The organism is Rhodobacter lacus (assembly GCF_042683065.1).
Classification (GTDB): Bacteria; Pseudomonadota; Alphaproteobacteria; order Rhodobacterales; family Rhodobacteraceae; genus Rhodobacter; species Rhodobacter lacus.
Window position 1 is genome coordinate 108,919 of sequence record NZ_JBHUIX010000003.1, and the last position, 23,192, is coordinate 132,110.

At 64.0% G+C, this 23,192-nt stretch carries 19 protein-coding genes; 7 read left to right on the plus strand and 12 right to left on the minus strand.

The window, feature by feature from the left end; translation table 11 throughout:
* Positions 1 to 48 precede the first annotated feature (48 nt).
* Positions 49 to 2,772 carry a preprotein translocase subunit SecA gene (gene secA, locus ACFSM0_RS02195; protein ID WP_377386489.1) on the minus strand — a complete coding sequence of 908 codons (2,724 nt, stop codon included), beginning with the start codon at positions 2,770 to 2,772 and terminating at the stop codon, positions 49 to 51.
* A 182-nt stretch (positions 2,773 to 2,954) separates the two neighbouring features.
* On the opposite strand from secA, the gene ACFSM0_RS02200 reads away from it, so the two are divergent.
* The 4 genes from ACFSM0_RS02200 (at position 2,955) to ACFSM0_RS02215 (ending at position 5,948) form a co-directional block, all read left to right on the plus strand.
* The gene (locus tag ACFSM0_RS02200) at positions 2,955 to 3,815 is read left to right on the plus strand and encodes a peptidylprolyl isomerase (RefSeq protein ID WP_377386492.1); all 861 of its coding nucleotides are present in this window, start codon (positions 2,955 to 2,957) and stop codon (positions 3,813 to 3,815) included.
* A 25-nt stretch (positions 3,816 to 3,840) separates the two neighbouring features.
* The gene (argJ, locus tag ACFSM0_RS02205; RefSeq protein WP_377386495.1) at positions 3,841 to 5,196 is read left to right on the plus strand and encodes a bifunctional glutamate N-acetyltransferase/amino-acid acetyltransferase ArgJ; all 1,356 of its coding nucleotides are present in this window, start codon (positions 3,841 to 3,843) and stop codon (positions 5,194 to 5,196) included.
* Positions 5,193 to 5,639 (plus strand): (deoxy)nucleoside triphosphate pyrophosphohydrolase, encoded by a 447-nt coding sequence (locus tag ACFSM0_RS02210; RefSeq protein ID WP_377386498.1) that lies wholly within the window; start codon positions 5,193 to 5,195, stop codon positions 5,637 to 5,639. The genes argJ and ACFSM0_RS02210 overlap by 4 nt, the downstream gene beginning before the upstream one ends.
* A gap of 171 nt (positions 5,640 to 5,810) precedes the next feature.
* Positions 5,811 to 5,948, plus strand: coding sequence for a hypothetical protein (locus tag ACFSM0_RS02215; RefSeq protein WP_377386501.1), 138 nt, complete (start codon positions 5,811 to 5,813; stop codon positions 5,946 to 5,948).
* A gap of 99 nt (positions 5,949 to 6,047) precedes the next feature.
* Here ACFSM0_RS02215 and infB read toward each other — a convergent pair whose 3' ends face one another.
* The 5 genes from infB to pip all read right to left on the minus strand — a co-directional run bounded on the left by infB (position 6,048) and on the right by pip (position 12,548).
* The gene (infB, locus tag ACFSM0_RS02220; RefSeq protein ID WP_377386504.1) at positions 6,048 to 8,576 is read right to left on the minus strand and encodes a translation initiation factor IF-2; all 2,529 of its coding nucleotides are present in this window, start codon (positions 8,574 to 8,576) and stop codon (positions 6,048 to 6,050) included.
* On the minus strand, positions 8,573 to 9,202 hold the full coding sequence (locus ACFSM0_RS02225) for an RNA-binding protein (RefSeq protein ID WP_377386507.1): 630 nt from the start codon (positions 9,200 to 9,202) through the stop codon (positions 8,573 to 8,575). The genes infB and ACFSM0_RS02225 overlap by 4 nt, the downstream gene beginning before the upstream one ends.
* Position 9,203: 1 nt before the next feature.
* On the minus strand, positions 9,204 to 10,814 hold the full coding sequence (nusA, locus tag ACFSM0_RS02230) for a transcription termination factor NusA (protein WP_377386510.1): 1,611 nt from the start codon (positions 10,812 to 10,814) through the stop codon (positions 9,204 to 9,206).
* A gap of 3 nt (positions 10,815 to 10,817) precedes the next feature.
* On the minus strand, positions 10,818 to 11,423 hold the full coding sequence (rimP, locus tag ACFSM0_RS02235; RefSeq protein WP_377386512.1) for a ribosome maturation factor RimP: 606 nt from the start codon (positions 11,421 to 11,423) through the stop codon (positions 10,818 to 10,820).
* Positions 11,424 to 11,576: 153 nt separating this feature from the next.
* Positions 11,577 to 12,548, minus strand: coding sequence for a prolyl aminopeptidase (pip, locus tag ACFSM0_RS02240; protein ID WP_377386515.1), 972 nt, complete (start codon positions 12,546 to 12,548; stop codon positions 11,577 to 11,579).
* 69 nt (positions 12,549 to 12,617) lie between these two features.
* Between pip and ubiG the strand changes: the two genes are divergently transcribed.
* Complete coding sequence (ubiG, locus tag ACFSM0_RS02245) at positions 12,618 to 13,361, plus strand: bifunctional 2-polyprenyl-6-hydroxyphenol methylase/3-demethylubiquinol 3-O-methyltransferase UbiG (RefSeq protein WP_377386518.1); 744 nt, start codon at positions 12,618 to 12,620, stop codon at positions 13,359 to 13,361.
* 119 nt (positions 13,362 to 13,480) lie between these two features.
* Here ubiG and mog read toward each other — a convergent pair whose 3' ends face one another.
* Positions 13,481 to 14,008: a molybdopterin adenylyltransferase gene (mog, locus tag ACFSM0_RS02250; protein WP_377386521.1), complete on the minus strand. Its 528-nt coding sequence runs from the start codon at positions 14,006 to 14,008 to the stop codon at positions 13,481 to 13,483.
* Positions 14,005 to 15,234 carry an argininosuccinate synthase gene (locus ACFSM0_RS02255; protein ID WP_377386524.1) on the minus strand — a complete coding sequence of 410 codons (1,230 nt, stop codon included), beginning with the start codon at positions 15,232 to 15,234 and terminating at the stop codon, positions 14,005 to 14,007. Before ACFSM0_RS02255 ends, mog begins: the two co-directional genes overlap by 4 nt.
* Before the next feature lie 156 nt (positions 15,235 to 15,390).
* On the opposite strand from ACFSM0_RS02255, the gene ilvA reads away from it, so the two are divergent.
* Entirely contained in the window at positions 15,391 to 16,638 is a 1,248-nt protein-coding gene (gene ilvA / locus ACFSM0_RS02260) for a threonine ammonia-lyase IlvA (RefSeq protein ID WP_377386527.1), read from the plus strand.
* Between the two features lie 5 nt (positions 16,639 to 16,643).
* Here ilvA and ACFSM0_RS02265 read toward each other — a convergent pair whose 3' ends face one another.
* Positions 16,644 to 16,976 (minus strand): Hpt domain-containing protein, encoded by a 333-nt coding sequence (locus tag ACFSM0_RS02265; RefSeq protein WP_377386530.1) that lies wholly within the window; start codon positions 16,974 to 16,976, stop codon positions 16,644 to 16,646.
* Positions 16,977 to 17,156: 180 nt separating this feature from the next.
* Here ACFSM0_RS02265 and ACFSM0_RS02270 point away from each other — a divergent pair, with 180 nt between their 5' ends.
* Positions 17,157 to 18,410 carry a PP2C family protein-serine/threonine phosphatase gene (locus tag ACFSM0_RS02270; protein WP_377386533.1) on the plus strand — a complete coding sequence of 418 codons (1,254 nt, stop codon included), beginning with the start codon at positions 17,157 to 17,159 and terminating at the stop codon, positions 18,408 to 18,410.
* Positions 18,411 to 18,413: 3 nt separating this feature from the next.
* Here ACFSM0_RS02270 and ACFSM0_RS02275 read toward each other — a convergent pair whose 3' ends face one another.
* Genes ACFSM0_RS02275 through ACFSM0_RS02285 form a run of 3 tightly spaced genes read right to left on the minus strand, consistent with a single transcriptional unit; the run spans position 18,414 to position 23,192 of the window.
* A complete protein-coding gene (locus ACFSM0_RS02275; RefSeq protein ID WP_377386535.1) occupies positions 18,414 to 19,586 on the minus strand; it encodes an HlyD family type I secretion periplasmic adaptor subunit in 1,173 nt (390 codons plus the stop codon).
* A complete protein-coding gene (locus tag ACFSM0_RS02280) occupies positions 19,583 to 21,838 on the minus strand; it encodes an ATP-binding cassette domain-containing protein (protein ID WP_377386538.1) in 2,256 nt (751 codons plus the stop codon). Before ACFSM0_RS02280 ends, ACFSM0_RS02275 begins: the two co-directional genes overlap by 4 nt.
* Positions 21,839 to 21,854: 16 nt before the next feature.
* Entirely contained in the window at positions 21,855 to 23,192 is a 1,338-nt protein-coding gene (locus ACFSM0_RS02285) for a TolC family protein (protein ID WP_377386541.1), read from the minus strand.

Genomic DNA, 23,192 nt, shown 5'->3' on the forward strand with positions numbered 1-23,192 from the left:
GCGCGGAATGCTCCGCGCCGTTCAACGGTCATCCCCTGTCAGCCCGGCTCAGGCCAGACGCCCGTGGCAATGTTTGAACTTCTCGCCCGAGCCGCAGGGGCAAAGGTCATTGCGCGCCGGGTTGCCCCAAGTGCTCGGATCGGCCTCGTCAAAGCCCGGAGCCGCCGCCGCAAGGGCTTGCGGTTGCGGCGCGGCGGGCTCTTCGACCGGCGCCGCGTCCACCGCTTCCGCCTCGGCCTGCACCATCATCTGCCGCGCCTGCTCGGCAAGCAGCACCTGACGCTCTTCCTCGCTGATCGGGCGGATCTGGCCAAGGCGCTTCGTCACTTCGAACCGCAGGCTGTCAAGCATCGCCTCGAAAAGCTGGAACGCCTCGGTCTTGTATTCGGAGAGCGGGTCGCGCTGCGCATAGCCGCGGAAGCCCACCACCGAGCGCAGATGTTCGAGCGTCACCAGATGCTCGCGCCATTTCGCGTCGATCGTCTGCAGCAGAACCTGTTTCTCGATCAGCCGCATCGTCTCGGCGCCGAAGCCCTCGGTCTTTTCTTCCATGAACGTGTCGGTCGCGGCGATGATGCGCTCGGCCAGAACGTCCTGGTCCACGCCCTCTTCCGCCGCCCAGTGCGCAACCGGCAGATCAAGGCTCACCTGTTCCAGAAGCGCCGCCCGAAGGCCTTCGACATCCCACTGATCAACATAGGATTTCGGCGGGGCGTAATCGTCGATCAGGTCTTCGATCACCTGCAGGCGCATATCGCGCGCGATCTCGCCGATCTCGTCGGTTTCCATGATGTCACGGCGCTGGCTGAAGATCGCCTTGCGCTGGTCGTTCATCACGTCATCAAACTTCAGAAGCTGCTTGCGCATGTCGAAGTTGCGGCCCTCGACCTTCGCCTGCGCGCGTTCGAGCGACTTGTTCACCCAGGGGTGGATGATCGCCTCGCCTTCCTTCATGCCAAGTTTCGAGAGCACGCCCTCAAGCTTGTCGGAACCGAAGATCCGCATCAGATCGTCTTCGAGCGAGAGGAAGAACAGCGAGCGCCCCGGGTCGCCCTGACGGCCAGAGCGGCCGCGCAGCTGGTTGTCGATGCGGCGGCTCTCGTGCCGCTCGGTGCCCAGCACGAAAAGCCCGCCCGCCGCGAGAACCTTTTCCTTCTCGCTCGCGTGTTCGGCCTCCAGCCGCGCGCGCACATCATCCGGGTTCGCGCCCGGGTTTGCCGCAAGCTCTTGCAGCACCTGCATCTCGACATTGCCGCCAAGCTGGATGTCGGTGCCGCGGCCCGCCATGTTGGTGGCGATGGTCACCGCGCCAAGCCGGCCTGCCTCGGCCACGATCAGCGCTTCCTTCTCGTGCTGGCGGGCGTTGAGCACGTTATGCGCGATGCCCGCCGTTGTGAGCATCTCGGAGAGCATCTCCGATTTCTCGATCGAGGTGGTGCCCACAAGCGTCGGCTGGCCCTTGGCATTGGCTTCCTTGATCGCCTCGATCACGGCCGCATATTTCTCGCGCGCCGTCCGATACACGCGGTCATGCTCGTCTTTCCGCGCAATCGGGCGGTTGGTCGGCACTTCGACAACGCCAAGGCTGTAGATGTCGGCAAATTCTTCCGCCTCGGTCACTGCGGTGCCGGTCATGCCCGCGAGCTTGGAATAGAGGCGGAAGTAGTTCTGGAAGGTCACCGAGGCGAGAGTGACGTTCTCGGGCTGGATCGTCACGCCCTCTTTCGCCTCGATCGCCTGATGCAGGCCGTCGGAAAGCCGCCGCCCCTTCATCATCCGGCCGGTGAATTCGTCGATCAGCACCACCTCGTCATTCGCCACCACATAGTTCTGATCCTTGTGGAACAGCTTGTGGGCCGAAAGCGCCTGCGTGATGTGGTGCACAATCGTCGTGCTTTCCGGGTCGTAGAGCGATTGCCCCTCGGGCAGAAGCCCGCTTTCGTGGAGCTTGTTCTCGACGAATTCGTTGCCCTCTTCGGTGAAGGTCACGCGGCGGAACTTTTCATCGAGCGTGTAATGCTCGGGCTCCAGCAGCGGAATATAGGCATCGAGCGTGCGGTAAAGCTCGGAGCGGTCCTGCGAGGGGCCAGAGATGATCAGCGGCGTGCGCGCCTCGTCGATCAGGATGCTGTCCACCTCGTCGACGATCGCGAAGAAATGACCGCGCTGATACATTTCCGGCACCGAGGCCTTCATGTTGTCGCGCAGATAATCGAAGCCAAGCTCGTTGTTCGTGGCGTAGGTGATGTCGGCCGCATAGGCCGCGCGTTTCTCACCATCGCCCTGAAACGGGTAAACAACGCCGCAGGTCAGGCCGAGCTGGCCATAGACCTTGCCCATCCATTCCGAGTCGCGTTTGGCAAGGTAGTCGTTCACGGTCACGACATGCACGCCCTTGCCCGCAAGCGCGTTGAGGTAAGCCGGGAAGGTGGCCACAAGGGTCTTGCCCTCGCCCGTTTTCATCTCGGCGATATTGCCCTGATGCAGGAAAATGCCCCCGGCAAGCTGCACATCAAAGGCACGCAGCCCAAGCGCCCGGCGCGCCGCCTCACGGCAGTTGGCAAAGGCTTCGGGCAGCAGATCATCAAGGCTTTCGCCCGATTGCGCGCGCTTTTGCAATTCGCGGGTCTTGGCGATGATGCCTTCGTCGGTCAGCTTTTCGAACTCGGGCTCGAGCGAGTTGATCTTCGCGATGATCGGGCGCGTCCGCTTCACTTTGCGGTCATTCGGCGTTCCGAAAATCTTTCTTGCAATGAATCCGATGCCCAGCATTTTGTCTCCGCGGGTTCGACTGACCTAATCGTGTGAAATGCGGCCTTGCCGCACCCTCTGGACGCCCGTAGAACGGCAAGCGAATAAGGGCGGAGCGCCTTCACAGGACCCTTGGCGATGTAAGGGGGCGCCGTCCGAGTGTCAACGCCGCGGGGTGCCGCGGCCCTTGCGGAGAGGCTTTCATGCCGAATTTCACGAAATTTCTGGGCACTGCCGCGGTTCTGGCTTGCCTCGCCGGGGGCGCTTTTGCGGAAACCGCGCCCAAGGATCTCGACCCCGACACCGTGGTGGCCAAGGTCAATGGCAAGGAAATCACGCTCGGCATGATGGTTGCGGTGCGCAATGCGCTGCCCGCCGAATACAAGCAACTGCCCGACGAGATCCTGTTTGGCGGCGTGCTCGATCAGTTGATCCAGCAGACCGCGCTTTCCGAGATCGGCGAGGGCATGATGACCCATCGTGACGAGATCGCGCTTGAGGTGGACCGGCGCGCCTATCTGGCGGGCATGCTGCTCGACTTTACCGCCAAGCGCGCGGTGACGCCCGAGGCCCTCAAAGAGGCCTATGACACGAAATACGCGCATGCCGAGCCGAGCCGGGAATATCACGCCGCGCATATCATCGTGCCGACCGAAGACGAGGCGAAGGCCGTCTTGGCCGATATTCAGGGCGGCGCCGATTTCGCCACCGAGGCAAAGGAAAAATCGCAAGATGGCGCGGCCGCGAATGGCGGCGATCTGGGCTGGTTCGGCCTTGATGCGATGGTGCAGCCCTTCGCCGAGGCCGTTGCCGGAATGAAAGATGGCGAGGTCAAGGGCCCGATCCAGACCGAATACGGCTGGCACGTGGTCAAACTGATCGAGAGCCGCCTTGCGGCCGCGCCGACGCTGGAAGAAGCAACGGCGGATCTTTCCGGCGATCTGCGGCAAAAAGCGGTCGAAGATCGGGTGAATGAGACCGTTGCCAAGGCAAAGGTGGAAAAATTCGTGGATGGCATCGACCCTTCGGTTCTCAAGGACCCGAAGCTGACGGGCGCGGAATAAGCCCGGATCGGGGCGAGGAGAGATCATGGGCAAGAAAAAAGAGCTTGAAGCACGCATTGATCGTTTGAAGGCAAAAGTGCGCGCGCTGAAAGGAAAGCTGGGGGACGGCGCGGCTGCCGCTGCGCCCGCGACCAAGGCAAAAAACCCGGTCTCGCCGCTCGCCCCGGCGGCCTTCCCGGCGTTGCCGGTGATCGAGGGGGTGGCGTTTTCCGCCACCGCCGCGGGCGTGCGCTACGCGGGCCGCACCGATGTGATGCTCGCGCGCATCGCCCCCGGCGCCACCATTGCCGGGGTGTTCACCACCTCCGCCACCCGCGCCGCCTGCGTGCTTGACTGTCAGGCCAAGCTTGCGGGCACGGTGGACGAGGCGGCGGGCGCCGCGATCATCGTCAACTCTGGCAATGCCAATGCGTTCACCGGCGCCGCCGGTCAGGCCTCGGTCGATGCCGTGACGACCGCCGTGGCCGATGCGCTCGGCCTTCCGGCCCACCGCGTTTTCTCCTCCTCCACCGGCGTGATTGGCGAGCCCCTGCCGCATGAGCGCATCGTCGAGGCTGTGTCCAAGCTTGTGACGGCGCTGGATGCCGAAGGCATGGAGGCGGCGGCGCGCGCGATCATGACGACGGACACCTTCCCCAAAGGCGCCTCCGCCGAGATCGCCGCCGAGGGCGGCGCGATCCACATCGCCGGCATCGCCAAGGGCTCCGGGATGATCGCGCCGAACATGGCAACGATGCTGGTCTATATTTTCACCGATGCGAAGATCTCTGCCAAGCTCTTGCAAAAGATGCTCTCGCGGCAGGTGGATGACACGTTCAACGCGATCACGGTGGACAGCGACACCTCCACCTCCGATGCGCTGATCCTCGCCGCCACGGGCAAGAGCCCGGCGGCCGAAATCACCGATCTGCGCTCCAAGGCGGCGAAGGATTTCGAGGCTGCGCTGCGCAGCGTGATGATGGATCTCGCGCATCAGGTGGTGCGGGACGGCGAGGGCGCCACGAAATTCGTCGAAGTGCGCGTGAGCGGCGCCGAGACGGTTGCCGATGCGCATAAAGTGGCGATGGCGGTGGCCAATTCGCCGCTCGTGAAAACCGCGCTCGCGGGCGAGGATGCGAATTGGGGCCGGGTGGTGGCCGCCGTTGGCAAATCCGGCGCGAAAGCGGATCGGGACCGGCTGCGGATCTCTTTTGGGGACATGGTTCTGGCCGAGAACGGCGCGCGTGTGCCCGATTACTCGGAAGAGGCCGCGAGCGCCTACATGAAGGGCCAGGAGCTTGTGATCGGCGTCGATCTGGGCCTCGGCGATGCGGCGAAATCGGTCTTCACCTGCGATCTCACGCATCGCTACATCGACATCAACGCGGATTACCGCTCGTGAGCGGGGGCGGCTGCGGCCCCGGCTTGCCCGCCCCGCCCGCGCCTGCGCGGGTGGTGCTGGTGAGCGCCGTGGCGCTGATCGACATAGATGGGCGGGTATTGCTCGCCCAGCGCCCGGAGGGCAAGTCGCTTGCCGGGCTCTGGGAGTTTCCGGGCGGCAAGGTCGAGCCGGGCGAGAGCCCGGAGACGGCGCTTGTGCGCGAGCTGCACGAAGAGCTTGGCATCGACACCTGGCACTCCTGCCTCGCGCCGCTCACCTTTGCCTCGCATGCCTATGCCGATTTTCATCTCCTGATGCCGGTCTTTGCCTGCCGCCGCTGGGAGGGCACAGTGCAGCCGCGCGAGGGGCAAAAACTCGCCTGGGTGAAGCCCGCGGATCTGCGCAACTACCCGATGCCCCCCGCTGATGAACCGCTGATTGCAGTGCTGCAAGACTGGCTCTGACTGTTGCGGATGCAGAAATAATCACTGCATCGCAGCAATTATCCTGCGCCAGAATGCCACATCACGCAAGAAAAGTTCAAAAATTTGCCCGCTGCGGCGCTTTTGCATTTGCATTTCGTAAAGCTATTGTGACTAAGCTCACTTATGAAATGTCTCATGGGAGAGAGCCTGATGCTTCGCACCATCATCGTGGGCAGCTGTGTTTCCGTTCAGGGAACATTTGAAAGCCAACTCGACAATGGCAAGATCGTGGTGCGCGTCGGGGACGGTCTTTTCACCGGCAAGCCGGTGGTGAAGAAAACCGCCTGACCGCAACGGATATGCCGGAAACGCAAAAGGGGGGCCACGGCCCCCCTGATTCATTTTGGCAGACGGCCCCCCGCAGCCTGCGCCGCGGGAGGGAAAGCCTCAGAGCTTGCGCTCGACCTCTTCGCGTTCGAAGATCTCGATCACATCGCCCTGACGGATATCGTCGTAGTTCTCGAAGGCCATGCCGCATTCCTGACCGGACTGCACTTCCTTGACCTCGTCCTTGAAGCGCTTGAGCGTTTTCAGCGTGCCTTCGTGGATCACCACGTTGTCGCGCAGAAGCCGCACGCCCGCCGAGCGGCGCGCCACGCCCTCGGTGACAAGGCAGCCCGCCACCTTGCCGACGCCGGAGACCTTGAAGACCTCCTTGATCGAGGCATAGCCGATGAAGGTTTCGCGCACTTCGGCCTTGAGCAGACCCGAGGCCGCCGCCTTGATGTCATCCACCAGATCATAAATGATCGAGTAGTAGCGGATCTCCACACCCTTCTGGTTCGCGGCGGCACGCGCGGGCGCATTGGCCCGGACGTTGAAGCCGATCACCGGCGCCAGCGACGCTTCGGCAAGGCCGATATCGCTTTCCGTGATGGCGCCGACGCCGGAGTGGATGACGCGCACCCGCACCTCGTCATTGCCGATCTTTTCAAGCGCCTGCACGATCGCTTCGGTGGAGCCCTGGACGTCGGCCTTCACCACAACCGAAAGCTCGGCCACGTTCTCGTCGGCCTTGGCCTTCGCCATAAGCTGTTCGAGCGTGGTCGCGGCCCCGGCAGCGGCGCGTTTGTCCTTCGCGGCCTGGATCCGGTAATCGGCAATCTCGCGGGCCTGCGCCTCGGTCTCGACGACGTTGAGCACGTCGCCCGCCTCGGGCGTGCCGTTGAGGCCGAGCACCTCGACCGGAACCGAGGGGCCAGCCTCGTCCACGCGCTCGCCCTTGTCGTTGATCAGCGCGCGCACCTTGCCCCATTGCTCGCCGACCACAAAGATGTCGCCGCGCTTGAGCGTGCCGTGCTGCACCAGAACCGTGGCCACCGGGCCGCGGCCAACATCGAGCTTGGCCTCGATCACCGCGCCTTGCGCGGCGCGCTCGGGGTTGGCGCGCAGTTCGAGAATTTCGGCCTGCAGCGCAATCGCCTCAAGCAGCGTGTCGAGCCCCTTGCCGGTCTTGGCCGAAACCTCAACCGTCTGCACATCGCCGCCCATCTCTTCGACAACGACTTCGTGTTGCAGCAGGTCCGTGCGGACCTTCTGGGCATTGGCAGAGGGCTTGTCGATCTTGTTGATCGCCACGATCATCGGCACGTTGGCGGCCTTGGCGTGGTTGATCGCCTCGACCGTCTGCGGCATCACCGCGTCATCCGCGGCCACCACCAGCACAACGATATCGGTGACCTGCGCCCCGCGCGCCCGCATCGAGGTGAAGGCGGCGTGGCCGGGGGTGTCGAGGAAGGTCAGCACCGCACCCGATTCGGTCGTCACCTGATAGGCGCCGATATGCTGGGTGATGCCGCCCGCCTCGCCCGAAACCACGTTGGCGTGGCGGATCGCGTCCAGCAGCGAGGTCTTGCCGTGGTCGACGTGCCCCATGATCGTGATGATCGGCGGACGCGAGACGAGATCTTCGTCCTTGTCCTTGACCGTGTCGATCACCTGTTCCACGTCCGCATCCGAAACGCGCACGGCACGGTGACCAAATTCCTCGATGATCAGTTCGGCCGTATCGGCATCGAGCGTCTGGTTCGCCGTCACCATCATGCCCATTTTCATGAGCGCCTTGACGACATCTGCGGCGCGTTCGGCCATGCGGTTGGCAAGCTCCGAGACCACGATGGTCTCAGGGAGCTGCACATCGCGCACCATCTTCTCGGCTTTCTGGCCGAAGCCCATCGCCTTTTGCCGTGCTTTTTCCTGCTTGCGCTTCATCGCGGCAAGCGAACGCTGACGGCCGCCCTCGCCCTCGATATCCGAGAGGCTCAGCTTGCCGGCGCGGCGGCCTTCGTCGCCCTTGCCCTTCGAAGTGCGGTCGGCCTGCACATTGCCGCGGTCGTCGCGGTCGCGGTCGGTCTTGCGCGGCCCCGTGGCAGACACGCCCTTGGTTGCCGCACGGGCCGCAGCCGCTTCCGCCGCCGCCGGATCGGCGGGGGTGGCGGGCTTCGGCGCGGGCTTGGCGCGCACCTCTTCCTTGCGTTGGGCGCGCAGCTCCGCCTCGCGGGCCTTGCGCTCCTCTTCTTCCTGCTTGAGCTTGAGCGCCTCTTCGCGCTCGCGCTCCTCGCGTTCCTTGGCCTCGGCCTCGGCGCGACGGCGCTCACGCTCTTCCTCGCGTGCCTTTTCCTCGGCGACGCGTTGCGCGGCTTCCTCGACTTCGCGGGCCTTGGCGGCCTGCAGCGCCTTCAGACGGCGTTCCATCTCGGCATCGGAGATGCCGGCCGGGCGGCGCGACGGATCACCGAGCGCGGGGTTGCCAGACGGTTTCGCACCGCCGGCACCGGGCTTGGGCACCATGACCTTCTTGCGCTTGGTTTCGACCACGACGTTCTTCGTACGCCCGTGGCTGAAGCTCTGCTTCACCGAACCGGGGCGCGCGCCGCCACCAAGACCAAGGGGTTTCTTGCCGTCCGTATCGCTCATGCCGTCTTCGTATCCTTCATGGCGGTCTGGCCGCCGTCCTGCCTGCGCAATCCCGCAAGCCTTGCCGCTTCTCTAATCACACGAGGGGTGAGTCCTCCAGCCGCAAGCGCGCCGTGTATCGCACGGTCGCGGCCAAAAGCCAAACCCAATTCCGAGGAGGTCAGGCAGCCGAACCAGCGCCCGCCGGGGGGCGTCCAGAGTTTGCCCTTGCCACGGTCCGAACCGTCCGACGCCTGGAAAAGCACCTTCGCGCGCCCATCCGCCAGCCAGCCCTTGACCTTTTCGAAGCCGCAGACCGCATCCCCCGCCTTTCGGGAGAGCGAAATCAGCTCCACCACGCGATGCGCAAGGCCCGCATCGACGAGCCCGACGAGGTCTTCAGGCAGCTTTGCCTGCGACCTTGCAGCGCGGGAAAAGAGCCCCTTCGAGACCGCCTTTTCCAGCACATCGCGCTCCGAGGTGACCCAGATCCCCCGACCGGGAAGCTTTTCGGCCAGATCCGGGTAGATCATGCCGTCGGGGCCAAGCACGAAACGCAACAGGCCAGCCTTCGGCGCAACATCGTGGGTCACGATGCAGCGCCGCTCCGCCTCTTCACGTTCCTTTTCCCGGCCCCCGCGGCTCATCTTATTCCTCAGTTTCTTCTTCCTCGGTTTCTTCTTCCTCGGCCGTTTCAACTTCCGAGGGATCGACCCAGCCAAGCTGGATCCGCGCCGTCATGATCAGCGTCTGCGCATCTTCAAGCGACATGCCGAACTTCTCGAGGATGCCGTCATCCTTGACGCGCGAGCCATCGACCGTGGTCCAGCCACCGGCCAGTTCCCAGTCCGCACAGGTGGCGAAATCTTCCAGCGTCTTCACGCCATCCTTCGCCAGCGCCTCGATCATCTGGGGCGTCAGGCCCTCGAAGTCAAACAGCGACTCCTCGACCCCCATCGCTTTCGCGGCTTCGGTCGCCTTGCGGTTCTGCTCTTCGATATAGTCGCGCGCACGGGCTTGCAGCTCTTCCGCCGTGCCCTCATCCACGCCTTCAATCGCCAGAAGCTCGTCCAGATCGACGTAGGCCACCTCTTCGAGGTTGGTGAAGCCTTCGGCCACCAGAAGCTGGGCGAAGAATTCGTCGAGATCAAGCGCATCGACAAAGAGCTTGGTGCGCTCGGCGAATTCCGCCTGACGACGGCTCGATTCCTCGGCCTCGGTCAGGATGTCGATGTCGAGCCCGGTGAGCTGGCTCGCCAGCCGCACGTTCTGGCCACGCCGACCGATCGCCAGCGAAAGCTGCTCGTCGGGCACCACGACCTCGATCTTGCCCGCTTCCTCGTCGATCACCACCTTCGCCACTTCCGCCGGTTGCAGCGCGTTCACAAGGAAGGTCGCCTGATCGGGGTTCCACGGGATGATGTCGATCTTCTCGCCCTGCAGCTCGCCCACCACAGCCTGAACGCGCGAGCCGCGCATCCCGACGCAGGCACCGACCGGGTCGATCGAATTGTCGTTCGAGATCACGGCGATCTTTGCGCGCGAGCCCGGATCGCGGGCCACGGCCCGGATCTCGATGATGCCGTCATAGATCTCCGGCACTTCCATCTTGAAGAGTTCGGCCATGAACTGCGGATCGGTGCGGCTCAGGAACACTTGCGGCCCGCGGGTCTCGCGGCGCACATCCTTCACATAGGCGCGGATGCGGTCGTTCGGGCGGTAGCTCTCACGGCCAATCTTCTCGTTGCGGCGCAAGATCGCCTCGCCGCGGCCAATATCGACGATGATATTGCCGTATTCCTCGCGCTTGACCACGCCGTTGATGATCGTGCCCTTGCGGTCCTTGAATTCCTCGAACTGGCGGTCACGCTCGGCCTCACGGACCTTTTGCAAGATCACCTGCTTGGCCGATTGCGCGGCGATCCGGCCAAGGTCCACCGGGGGCACCTCGTCCACGATCTCGTCGCCCACCTTCGGGTCGGAGAGATATTGCTTGGCCTGCGCCACGGTCACTTCGGCCTGATAATTCTCGACCGCATCTTCCTCGACCACGGTGCGCACACGGGTAAAGGTGGCGCGACCGGTCTTGCGGTCGATGGCCACGCGGATGTCCATCTCGGCGCCATAGCGCGACTTCGCGGCCCGCGCGAGGCTGTCTTCCATCGCCTGGATCACCAGATCCGGGTCGATCATCTTCTCGCGGGCGACGGCTTCGGCCGTTTGCAGAAGTTCGAGCTGGTTGGCAGAGGTGATTGCCATCTCTCAGGTCTCCTCGTCGGGATCTTGGTCGTTGGAGTTCGTGTCGTCGTCTTCGATATCGTCGAATTTCGTCTCGTCGATGATGCCCGCGGCTTTGCGCTGGCGCAGCATCTCGGCAATCAGCTCATCGGTCAGGATCAGTTTCGCATCAGCGAGCCAGTCGAACTGCAGCCCGATGGTGACCTGCTCGCCCTGCTCCTCGATCTCGATCAGCACCTCGTCATTTTCGGTGCCGCGCAGCAGGCCCTTGAAGCGCTTGCGCCCGTCGATCTGCTCAGAGGTCTCAAGCCGCGCCTCATAGCCTTCCCAAGCGTCAAAATCCTTCAGCCGGGTCAGCGGCCGGTCGATGCCGGGCGAAGAGATCTCGAGCGTGTATTTTTCCTCGATCGGGTCTTCCACGTCGAGCACGGCCGAGATCGCGGTAGAGATCACCGCGCAATCATCCACGTCGATGCCGCCCTCGGGGCGGTCCGCCATGATCTGCAAAAGCGGGTGCTTGCCGCCTTGCAGGCGGATGCGCACGAGTTCGAAGCCGAGCCCCTCGATGGTGGGGCCGACAATTTCAGCCAGACGCCGGTCGATGGCGGTTTTGGCGATAAGGTCGGTCATGTCCGATCCCTGAAAACAAAAAGCGGGCCTAAGCGGCCCGCGACATAGCTTCGGTGGGTATCGAGTTTGGACCTCGATACGCCGCTGTTGAGAGCGATATAGGCGAAAGCGCTCTGCGTTGCAAGCGTTCTGTAAAAGGCCTGCAAAACGGGCTCAGCTGCGCATCCGGTCCATGGCGGCGACCAGCGCCGCGGTGATGCCCGGCTCGCTCAGCGCATGGCCCGCCGCGGGCACCAGGCGCAGGTCGCATCGCTTCCAGCCGCGCGCGAGCCGCCAGGCCGAGATCGGCGGGCAGATCATATCCATCCGGCCCTGCACGATGGTGGCCGGGATATGCTCGATCCGGTGCCGGTCCCGCAGGATCTGGCCGTCTTCTTCCAAAAACGCATGGTTCATGAAGTAATGGTTTTCGATCCGCGCGAAGGCATGGGCATAATCGGGCGGCGCCTCGCCGGGAAAGCCGTCGTAATCGACCGAGGCAAGCGCGTTTTCCCACATCGCCCAATGCCGCGCAAACCGCGCCTCTTGCAGGTAATCGCCCGAAAAGAGCCGCCGGTTATAGGCGGTGATCATGTCGTGGCGTTCCTCGTCCGGGATTGGCGCAATGAATTGCGTCCACAGATCCGGGAAGAACTGCCCCGCCCCGCCGCCGTAAAACCACTCAAGCTCGGAGCGCTGTGCAAGGAACACGCCGCGCAGCACCAGCGCATCGACGCGGTCAGGGTAGGTCTGCGCATAAAGGAGCGAAAGCGTCGCCCCCCAACTGCCGCCAAACACGACCCAGCTCTCGATGCCAAGCGCGGCGCGGATCCGCTCCATGTCGGAGATCAGATCCCAGGTGGTGTTGTGATTGACCGAGGCATGCGGTTTGGAGAGCCCGCAGCCGCGTTGGTCAAAGAGCACGATCCGGTAATGCGCAGGGTCAAAATAGCGCCGCATTGCGGGGCTTGAGCCGCCGCCGGGGCCGCCATGGCACACCACAACGGGGCGCCCCTGCGGGTTGCCCGATTGCTCGAAATAGATCTGATGGCCAAAGCCCACGTCCAGAAGCCGCTGATCGAAGGGCTCGATCGGCGGATAAAGAAAGGCGCTGGCCGTGCGCTTTTGCCCTGCGTTCTTGTCCATCGTTGCACTATATAACGCGGGCAACCCGCCCGCCACGGGGCGGAGGGAAAAATTCAGCCGGAGGGTGGCATGGAAGCTGCGACAAAGACGATCGACCCCGCCGAGGTGGCGAAATTCGAGGCAATGGCCGCTGAATGGTGGGATCCGAACGGCAAGTTCAAGCCCTTGCACATGCTCAACCCCTGCCGGCTCGACTATATCACCACCCAGATCGCCACCCAGTTTGGCCGCGACCTGAAGGCGCCGCGCCCGTTCGAGGGGCTGCGCCTTCTCGACATCGGCTGCGGCGGCGGGCTGCTTGCCGAACCGATGGCGCGGCTTGGCGCCACTGTCGTCGGCGCGGATGCGGCGCCCAAGAACATCCCCGTGGCAAAGCTTCATGCCGAACAATCGGGGCTCACCATCGACTACCGCAATTGCGCCGCCGAAGACCTTGCCGCCGCGGGCGAGCGGTTCGATGTGGTGCTGGCGATGGAGATCATCGAGCATGTCGCCGATACGCAGGGGTTCACCAACACCTGCGCGTCCCTGATGACCCCGGGCGGGCTGATGGTGATGTCGACCCTCAACCGCAATCCGAAAAGCTACATGATGGCAATTTTCGGCGCGGAGCGGGTGATGCGCTGGCTGCCGGTGGGCACGCATGACTGGTCGAAATTCATCACGCCGGACGAGCTTTACGGCCTGATGCGCGGCGCGAGCCTCGACCCGATCGACCGCAAGGGGATGGTGTTCAACCCGCTCGGCTGGAGCTGGTCGCTCTCGTCGCGCGATCTGAGCGTGAATTACGCCGCCGCGGCGGTGAAACGGTAAGAGCGGGGGTTTCACACCCCCGCACCCCCGTGGGATATTTGAACAAAGTCGAAGGCGAGACTTTTCACCTTCGACTTTGCGCAAATATCCCGGGGGGCGAGGGGGGCAGCGCCCCCCTGCTACGTCGCCTTCGGGCGGAACGCGGCAATCTTCGTCGGATCGGTCTCGATATGGGCCGCGCCGATCAGATCGAGGCAATAGGGCACGGCGGCAAAAACCGCATTCAGGCAAGTGCCGATCGCGCGCGGGCTGCCGGGCAGCGTGATGATCAGGCTCTTGCCTGCGATGCCTGCGGTCTGGCGCGAGAGGATCGCCGTCGGCACTTCCCTGAGCGAGGCCCGCCGCATCTCCTCGCCAAAACCCACAAGTTCCTTCTCGATCACCGCGCCCGCCCCTTCGGGCGTTTGATCGCGCGGCGCGGGGCCGGTGCCGCCGGTCACAAGGATCAGATCCGCGCCCTCTGCCACCAGCCCGCGCAGACAGGCGGCCACACTGTCGCGCCCGTCGGGAATGATCACGCGGGAAATGGAGAGGGGCGTCGTCACGACGCCCCGAACCCAGTTCTCGCAGCCCGGCCCGCCCTTGTCCTCGTATTCCCCGCGCGAGGCGCGGTCGGAAACGGTGACAATGGCGACCTTGGCGCTCATTTCTTCGCCACACGCGCGTTGCGGGTGGCGATAAGGCGCAGCCGCAGCGCGTTGAGGTGGATGAAGCCCGCCGCGTCTTTTTGATCGTAGGCGCCCGCATCTTCCTCAAAGGTGACGTGCTTCTCGGAATAGAGGCTCTCTTCCGACCAGCGCGCCACGGTCGAGGCCTTGCCCTTGTAAAGCTTGAGCCGCACCGTGCCCGAGACATGCTCTTGCGTCTTGTCGATCAGCGCCTGCAGCGCCTCGCGTTCGGGGCTGAACCAGAAGCCGTTGTAAATCAGCTCGGCATAGCGCGGCATGATGCTGTCTTTCAGGTGCCCCGCCCCCGCGTCGAGCGTGATCTGCTCGATGCCGCGGTGCGCCTCGAGAAGGATCGTTCCGCCGGGGGTTTCATAGACACCGCGCGACTTCATGCCGACAAAGCGGTTTTCCACCAGATCAAGCACGCCGATGCCATGCTTGCCGCCGATCTCGTTGAGCGTGGCAAGGATCGTCGCGGGCGACATCGCCACGCCGTTGATCGCCACCGCATCGCCCTTCTCGAACGTGATCTCGACCATCTCGGCCTGATCGGGGGCCTGTTCCACCGGCACGGTGCGTTGCAGCACGTAATCGGGGAATTCGACCGCCGGGTCTTCCAGCACGCGCCCCTCCGACGAGGTGTGCAAGAGGTTCGCATCGACCGAGAACGGCGCCTCGCCGCGCTTGTCTTTCGCGATCGGGATCTGGTTCGCCTCGGCAAATTCCAGCAGCTTGGTGCGCGAGGTCAGATCCCACAGCCGCCAGGGCGCGATCACCTTGATCGCGGGGTCAAGCGCGGCGGCGGAAAGCTCGAAGCGCACCTGATCATTGCCCTTGCCGGTGGCACCATGGGCAATCGCATCGGCGCCGTGCTGTTGCGCCAGCTCAACGAGATGCTTGGAGATCAGCGGCCGCGCAATCGAGGTGCCGAGCAGGTAGAGCCCCTCATAAAGCGCGTTGGCCCGGAACATCGGGAACACGAAGTCGCGCACGAATTCCTCGCGCACATCGACGATGTTGATGTTCTCCGGCTTGATGCCCAGCAGCTCGGCCTTGGCGCGTGCCGGCTCCAGCTCCTCGCCCTGACCGAGGTCGGCGGTATAGGTGATCACCTCGCAGCCGTATTCGGTCTGCAGCCATTTCAGGATGATCGAGGTGTCGAGGCCGCCCGAATAGGCAAGCACGACTTTCTTGGGAGCGGACATGGATAGCCTCCGAAGCTGCGTTTCGCGCGGCATAGTGGGTTTTTACCCACTTCTCAAGGGCCGCGGCGGGGTTTGGAGTGCCACAATTGTGCCCCGCACAATGGCGCCTCTGCCTTTGGGCTTGCGCAAAGCGCGGCTTGGCGCCACATCTCGGCGATGACCCAGTTTGCCCTCGCCGCCCTTGCCGCCACCCGTGCGCTGCGCGCGCTCTTCGAGCCGACGCCGTTGCAGCGCAATGCCATGCTCTCCAAGCGCTATGGCGCGGAGATCTGGCTCAAGCGTGAAGACCTGACGCCGGTGCGCTCCTACAAGCTGCGCGGCGCGTTTACCGCGATGCCCAAACGCCGCGCAATCGACCCGGCGGCGACCCATTTCGTCGCCGCCTCGGCGGGCAATCACGCGCAGGGCATGGCCTTTGCCTGCCGTCATTTTGGCGTGAAGGGCACGATCTTCATGCCGGTCACAACACCGCAGCAAAAGATCGACAAGACCCGCGTGTTCGGCGGCGATGCGGTCGAGATTGTGCTGACGGGCGATTATTTCGACCAGACCCTCGCCGCCAGCCAAGCCTTTTGCGAAGAGGCCGGGGCGCATTTTCTCTCGCCTTTCGACGATGCGGATGTGATCGAGGGGCAGGCCTCGGTCGGGGTGGAAATCCTTGACCAGCTCGGCGGCGCGCCCGATCTGGTGATCTTGCCGGTCGGAGGCGGCGGCCTTGCCGCGGGTGTTACAGGCTATCTGCGCGCCACCGCGCCGCAGACCGAATACCGCTTTGTCGAGCCGCTGGGCGGCGCGAGCCTCACCGCCGCTTTGGCTGCGGGCGGGCCCGTCACCCTCAAGCAAGTCAACAGTTTCGTTGACGGCGCGGCAGTGGCGCGGATCGGCGCCTTGCCGTTTTCGCGGCTGGACTGGATCGCCCCCGAGCATGTCCTGCTGTCCCCCGAAGACCGGATCTGCATCTCCATGCTCGAGATGCTCAATCACGAAGGCATCGTGCTCGAACCCGCGGGCGCGCTGTCGCTCGACGTGCTGCCCGAACTTGCAGAGCAGATTCGCGGCAAAACGGTGGTCTGCCTGACCTCGGGCGGCAATTTCGATTTTGAACGGCTCCCCGAGGTCAAGGAGCGCGCGCAGCGCTTCTCGGGGCTGAAGAAATATTTCATCCTGCGGATGCCGCAGCGCCCCGGTGCGCTTCGCGAGTTCCTCGAAATGCTCGGCCCGTCCGATGACATCGCCCGGTTCGAATACCTGAAGAAATCGGCACGCAACTTCGGTTCGGTGCTGATCGGCATCGAGACGAAAGAGGCCAGCGCCTTTGCCGCGCTGGCCCAAAAGCTTGATGCGGCAGGTTTTGACTACCGCGACATCACGGATGATTCGGCGCTTGCCGAATTCCTGATCTGACCGCCTCAGGCCGCCGAGAGGAATTCGTCGACGCGGCCCATGAACTCCGCCTTGGAGATGCCATAGCAGTCGAGCACCGCCGCAATATCGACGCTCTCGGCCTCTCCGGCCGCGCAGCGGCGCTCACCATACTGACACATCGCCCCGAACGCGCGGAACCCGAGATTCCAGGCCGAGCCTTTCAGAAAGTGCAATTCGTCGCCCAGCTTGCCGGGTTTGCGGCCGAGGTTCATCACCACCGCTTCGACTTCATCGAGAAAAAGCTCCAGAACTTCGGCAAACCCTTCGGCGCCGATTTCGGATCGCAACTCGGCGACCCGTTCCCAATCAATCATCATGCCCTCCACGGACCCCAATTTCCTTCACCACCTCCCACGCTACGGGGGAAATATTGCCGAAGCTTTAAGCGGCACTGCAGCAAATCGCGTTTACCGCTTCTTAAACCTGATCCCGCAATTTGGCGCGAAGCAGTGTAGCCGGTGAGCCGCGTGTCCCAACCGTTGATAGATGAGCGACCCTTGAACCGTGGCGCCGTAACGGCACAGCCGCGGCGCGTGCTTGTGGTCGACGACAGCCGGATGCAGCGCCGCATTCTTTCGGCGCAGCTTGCCCGTTCAGGCTATGAGGTGCTGGAGGCTGAAAGCGGCGAGAGCGCGCTTGAAATCTGCGCCCGAATCGAGCCCGATTTCGTGCTGTCCGACTGGATGATGGAAGGCATGACCGGGATCGACTTTTGCAAGCGATTCCGGGAGATGGAGCGGAAGGGCTACGGCTATTTCATCCTGCTCACCTCGAAATCCGACAAAAACGACGTGGCCGAGGGGCTCGAAAGCGGCGCCGATGACTTTCTCGCCAAGCCGGTGAATGGCGAGGAATTGCGCGCGCGACTCACCGCGGGCGAGCGCATCCTCAAGATGGAACACGAGATGAAGGAGAAGAACCGGCTTCTCTCCTCGGCGCTCGGCGAGTTACGCGCCCTTTACGATGTGATTGACCGCGACCTGATGGAAGCGCGCAAATTGCAGCAAAGTCTCGTCAAAGAAAGGTTCCGCAGCTTCGGCAATGCGCAGGTCTCGCTGACGTTGCGCCCTTCGGGCCATGTCGGCGGCGACCTTGTCGGCTTTTTCCCGATCAATGCGCGGCGCGTTGCGCTTTACGGGATCGACGTATCCGGCCATGGCATCACCTCGGCGCTGATGACGGCGCGGCTTGCGGGCTATCTCTCGGGCTCCTCGCCCGAACAGAATATCGCGCTGATCCAGACCGAATACGGCATTTACGATGCGCGCGACCCGGCCGAGCTTGCCGCCTATCTCAATGCGCTTGTGCTCGAAGAGATGCGGACCGACAGTTATTTCACGCTGATCTATGCGGATGTGGACCTGATTTCGGGGGATGTGGCGCTGGTGCAGGCGGGCCATCCCTATCCTGCGGTGTTGCGCGCCGCGGGCGAGGTGGAATTTCTCGGTCGGGGCGGCATGCCGGTGGGGCTTTTCGAGGGTGCGAGCTACGAGACAGTGACGACCCGGCTCGCCCCCGGCGACCGGCTGTTTCTCGGCTCGGACGGCATCACCGAGGTCATGCAGCCAGACGGCAAGCTGCTCTCTGAAACCGGGCTCTCAGACCTGCTGATTTCGTTGCGGGGGCTGCGCGGATCGGTCCTTCTCGACGCGCTTTACTGGAAGCTGCACCAACTCTCGGGCACGGCGCTCGATGATGATGTCTCTGCCGTGCTGTTCGAATTTGATGGCGCAAAGGCAAACGACGGCTGAGCCTCAGGGCTCCCGCAACGCCTCCCGCGACTTGTAGAGCGGCTTCATCAGATAGTGCAAAATCGTCTTTTCGCCGGTGTGCAGCTCGACCGTGGCCTGCATGCCGGGGCGAATTTCGAGCCCGCGCTGACGCTCGCTCAGATGCGCCAGATCGACCCGCAGCGTCACCTTGTACCAAGGCTCTGCATCGGGCTGGCGCTCGTCCTTGAAGGTATCGGCCGAGACAAAATGCACCTTCCCCTCAAGGCTGCCGTAGATCGTGTAATCATAGGCGGAAAGCTTGATCGTTGCCTCCTGCCCCAGCTTCACATTGGCGATGTCCTTGGGCGCGATGCGCGCATCAATGAAAAGCTCGTCATCAAGCGGAATGATCTGCATGATCTCCTCGCCCGGGCGCACCACGCCGCCGATCGTCGTCACCGAGAGCTTGTTGACCACGCCGCGCATGGGCGCGATCAGCGTGGTGCGGCCAAGCTGGTCTTGTGCCAGTTTCAGCTGCTGGCGCAGCGTGCCGAGCTTTTCCAGCGTATCGGAATACTCGCCCGCGCGCTCAAGCTCGGTCTTGGTGATGATGTCGTCGAGTTGCGCCTTGGCATCGGAATAGGCCTTGCGCGCCTTGGTCACGTCGATCAGCGGCGCGATCTCTTTTTCATACATGTTTTCGAGCAGGTCGCGCTCGGCCTTGGCCTGTTTGAGCACCGCCGCCGCGCCCGCCTTGCGAGAGGTGAAATCGCTCAGCCGCGCGGTCAAAAGGGCGCTTTCCGATTTCACGATCTCGGGGACAAGCTTTGCCTGCGCCTCGCTCGGTTCGAACTGGTCGAGCCCCTCCATCTCGGCCTCCAGCCGAAGCTGGCGGATTTCAAGCGCGGCGATCTGCGCCTCAAGGTCATCGGCCTGCGTCTTGTAGGAGGTGTCGTGAAGCCGGCCGAGCACCTGACCGGGGGCCACCTCGTCGCCCTCCGAAACGTTGAGCTCGGCAAGGATGCCGCCCTCAAGGTTCTGGATGATCTGCGGCTTCGAAGAGGAGACAATCTCGCCCGGGCCGCGCACGATCTGATCAACCGAGGCAATTGCCGCCCAGCCGATGAAGATCAGGATCGTCGCGGCAACCAGCCAGATCGTCAGGCTCATGCGGCGCGCGGCGGTATGCACCGAGGCGGGGTCAACCGTGGTCATGGCGCCGCACCGGATTTGGCCTTGTTCAGATGCGCGAGCACCGCATCGCGCGGGCCATCCACCGCCATGCGCCCGTTTTGCAAGATCAGCGTGCGCGCGGTCAGCGCAAGGATCGGCACCCGGTGCGTGGCGATCACCGCCGTGCGCCCGTCGAGCCATGTTTCAAGCCGGCTCACCAATGTGGTCTCAAGCGTGGTATCAAGCGCCGCCGTCGGCTCATCAAGGATCACCACCGAGGGGTCTTGCAACCAAAGCCGCGCCCAGCCGATCGACTGGCGCTGCCCCACCGAGAGCCCCTCGCCGCCGTCGCGGATCTCAAGGTCGAGCCCGCGCGGATGGGCGCGCAAAAACGGCCCGAGACCGGCAAAATCAAGCGCCTTGTAAAGCCGCTCCTCGTCGCGTTCGAGCTGGGTGAGGTTGAGGTTGTCGCGCAGGGTGCCGGAAAAGAGCCGCACATCCTGGCTCAGGTAGCCAACGGCGCGGCGCAGATCGCGCGGGTGCAGCTGGCCGATGTCGACCCCGTCGAGCAAAATCCGCCCGGCGCTGGGCTCATAGATCCCGGCGAGCAGTTTCAGGAGCGTCGACTTGCCCGAGCCGTTCGCGCCCAGCACGGCAACGCGCTGCCCCGAGGGAATGCGCAGCGCGGCAATGTCGACCGTGCGCGCGCCCTCCGGGTCATATTTGAAATCGAGCCCGCGCAGCTCATATTCGCCCTCGATCGCCTCCGCGCGCAGGTAGCTGCGCCCGCCCGCATGCACCTGATCCGCGCCCGCGATCTGATCCAGCCCGTCGAGCGCGGCCTTCACATTGGCCCAGCGGGCAAGCGTGCCGGCAAGCTGCGTGAGCGGCGCCAGCGTGCGCGAAGTGAGAATACCGATGGCGATGATCGCCCCCACGGTAAACTCGCCCTCAAACACCATATAGGTGCCCACCACCACAGCCGAAACATAGGTCGCCTGCTGCACCATCTGCGCCCAGTAGGTGAGCGCCGAGGAGAGCTTGCGGCTCTCGGAGGATTTGACCGCCGAGAGCGTGGTCAGCTCTTCCCAGACCCGCTTGAACCGGTCGGCGCCGCGCTGGGTGGCAACCGTTTCATGCTCGTAAATCGCTTCATGCAGGAGTTTTGCCGCCCGCGCCGAGGCGCCCTGGGTGGATTTGGTGATCTTCATCATCTTGCCCTGCATCAGGAAGCCGGGCACGACCATCAGCACCGCGCCAAGCGCCAGCACCCAGACCAGATTGCCGCCGATCGAGGCGACAAGGGCGAGGAATATGAAAATAAAGGGAATATCGGCAATCGTGCCGATCGTGGAGGCGGTGAAGAACTCCCGCACGGAGGAAAATTCCCGCATCGCGGAAAAGAGCTGGCTCGGCGAGCGCCGCCCCGGCGCCGCCTTCATGCCAAGGAGCCGGTCCATCAGCAGGCTTTGCACCGTCAGCTCGATCTTGCGCCCCGCAAGATCCATGAGCCCGGACCGCGCGAGCTTGAGCGCCATCTCCAGCGCCAGCGCCAGTATCGCACCGAGGGCCAGCACCCAGAGCGTTGATTCCGATTTATGCGGGATCACGCGGTCATAGACCTGCATCGAAAACATCGCCACGGAAACGGCAAGGATATTGGCAAAGAGCGATCCCACCGCAACCTCGACAAAGGCCATGCGCTGCGCCCGGAACGCGCTCCAGAACCAGTGCTCGGGCGCGGTCTCGGGGGCGTGGCGCGCTTCAAGCTGGCGCAAGGAGGTGCGCGCCCGGATGATCCGCCCGGAAAAGAACGGCGCGAAATCTTCGAGTGGCACCTCGGCGCGGCGATCGGCGCAAGTGGTGTCATAAATGAAGAGCGTGCCGCCCTCTTGGCCAAGCACCAAAACAAGCTGGCCCGAGGTCATCTGCGCCAGCGCGGGCCATTGCCCGGGGCTGAGCCGGTCAATCTCTTCGACCCCGGCGGTCATTCCGGCGACACGGAGAACCGCCGCAACATGATCGGGCTGCACATCGGCGGCGGGCGCACCGGTCACGGCGGCGGTGGCCTCGCCCACGGCAAGCAGCATCTGTTCGAGAATATCGGCGGCGGGCACCTGCGCGCCCAGAAGCCCGGCATAGGCAGCGGCAAGCTCGGCGCGGGCGCGGGCGCGCGGCGGGGTGCGGGGGGTATCCGTGCCGGAGGGGGGGAGCTTCTGTTTTGGCAAGGCGCCATCCGCCGCCCCGCTGACACGGGCCGCGTTGATGTCGAACGCTATCACACGGTCAGCCAAAACCCCCTACACCTTGTTAAATACTGCGGCCTTCAACCAATATCCCGTGTTGCCGCGCGATTTCCAGTTCAATCAGCGCAATGTCGTATTTCAGCCCCGCCTGCGCATGTGCCATATCGGCATAGCTCTCATACATATTGACGAGTTCCATCAGGGTGCGGCGCCCCATCCGGTATTGCTCGGTGAACATGTCGAGCCCGGCGCCGGTTTGCTCGACCACCGCGCCGTCGCGCGCCGCCTTCGCCTTGAGCGCAACGAGCTTGGCCTGCAGCGAAATGATCTGTTGCGCATCGTCCTGACGCGCTTTTTCCACCCGCGCCGCGGCGGCCTCTTTGCTTGCCTCAAGCGCCGCCATCGCATCGGCGGTGCCAAAACCGAGCATTTGATCGAGTCCGGCAGAAAAACCGAAATCAGGCCTGCCGCCGCTTGTGCTCGCCTGTGCCGAAAGCGAGGGCAGGTAGCCCGCGCGCGCCATCTCGGCCTCAGCCGTGGCGCGCCCGGCCTCGGCCCGCGCCTCCACCACGCTCAAGGCCTCTGGCAGCGGGTCGGGCAGGGCAAAGCTGCCCAGCGCGGCAAGATCCTCAAGGTTCTGGCCGGTCATCGAGCGCAGTTGCGCCAGCGCCGTCTGCTCGCTGTCACGGTCAGCCTGCGCCACGGCCTGCATCTCTGTAAGTTTCTGCGCCAAGATCCGCGCCTCGGACTGATCCGAAAGCCCGCCCTCAACACGCTGGCGCATGATGTGATTGTAATCGCCGATCTTGGCCGCGGACCGGGCCGCAACCGCCGCCTGCTCGCGCGACTTGAGCGCCGTGATATAGGCCTTCAACCCGTCGGCAACGGTATCGTTCATCTCGCTCGACAGGCTGACGGCGGCCACCTCGACATCGGCAGCGCTGTAATCGCGCTCTGCCCGCTTGGCGCCATTGTCCCACAGCACCTGTTCCACGAGGATCTGCGTCGCCAGATCTCCGAGCCGGGTCAGGCTCAGGCTCGGGCCGATCTCCGGCAGCCAGTTCTTCGACTGCGCCGTTGCGGTGAGCCGCTTCATCCGCAGCTCGGCCTTGGCGGTGCCTTTGGCATCGCCAAGAACCGCTTGCGCGACCCGGGCATAGGGGCCCGCGCCCTGCAGCGCCGTTGGCCGAGCGGCCAGATCGGCGATGATCACCGAGCTTTGCACCGTGGTGCCGGGGTGCCCCGCCACCAGATTCATCGCTGTCGGCGAAAAGGAGGAGCGACCGGCGGGAAAGGGCGTTCCCTGCATGCAGCCGCCCAGCCCCGCCAGAACCGAGGCGGCCACCGCCATCCGGGCGCAGTGCCGCGCCCGGAGCCCTGTCAGCTTGCCCCTGAAGGTCAT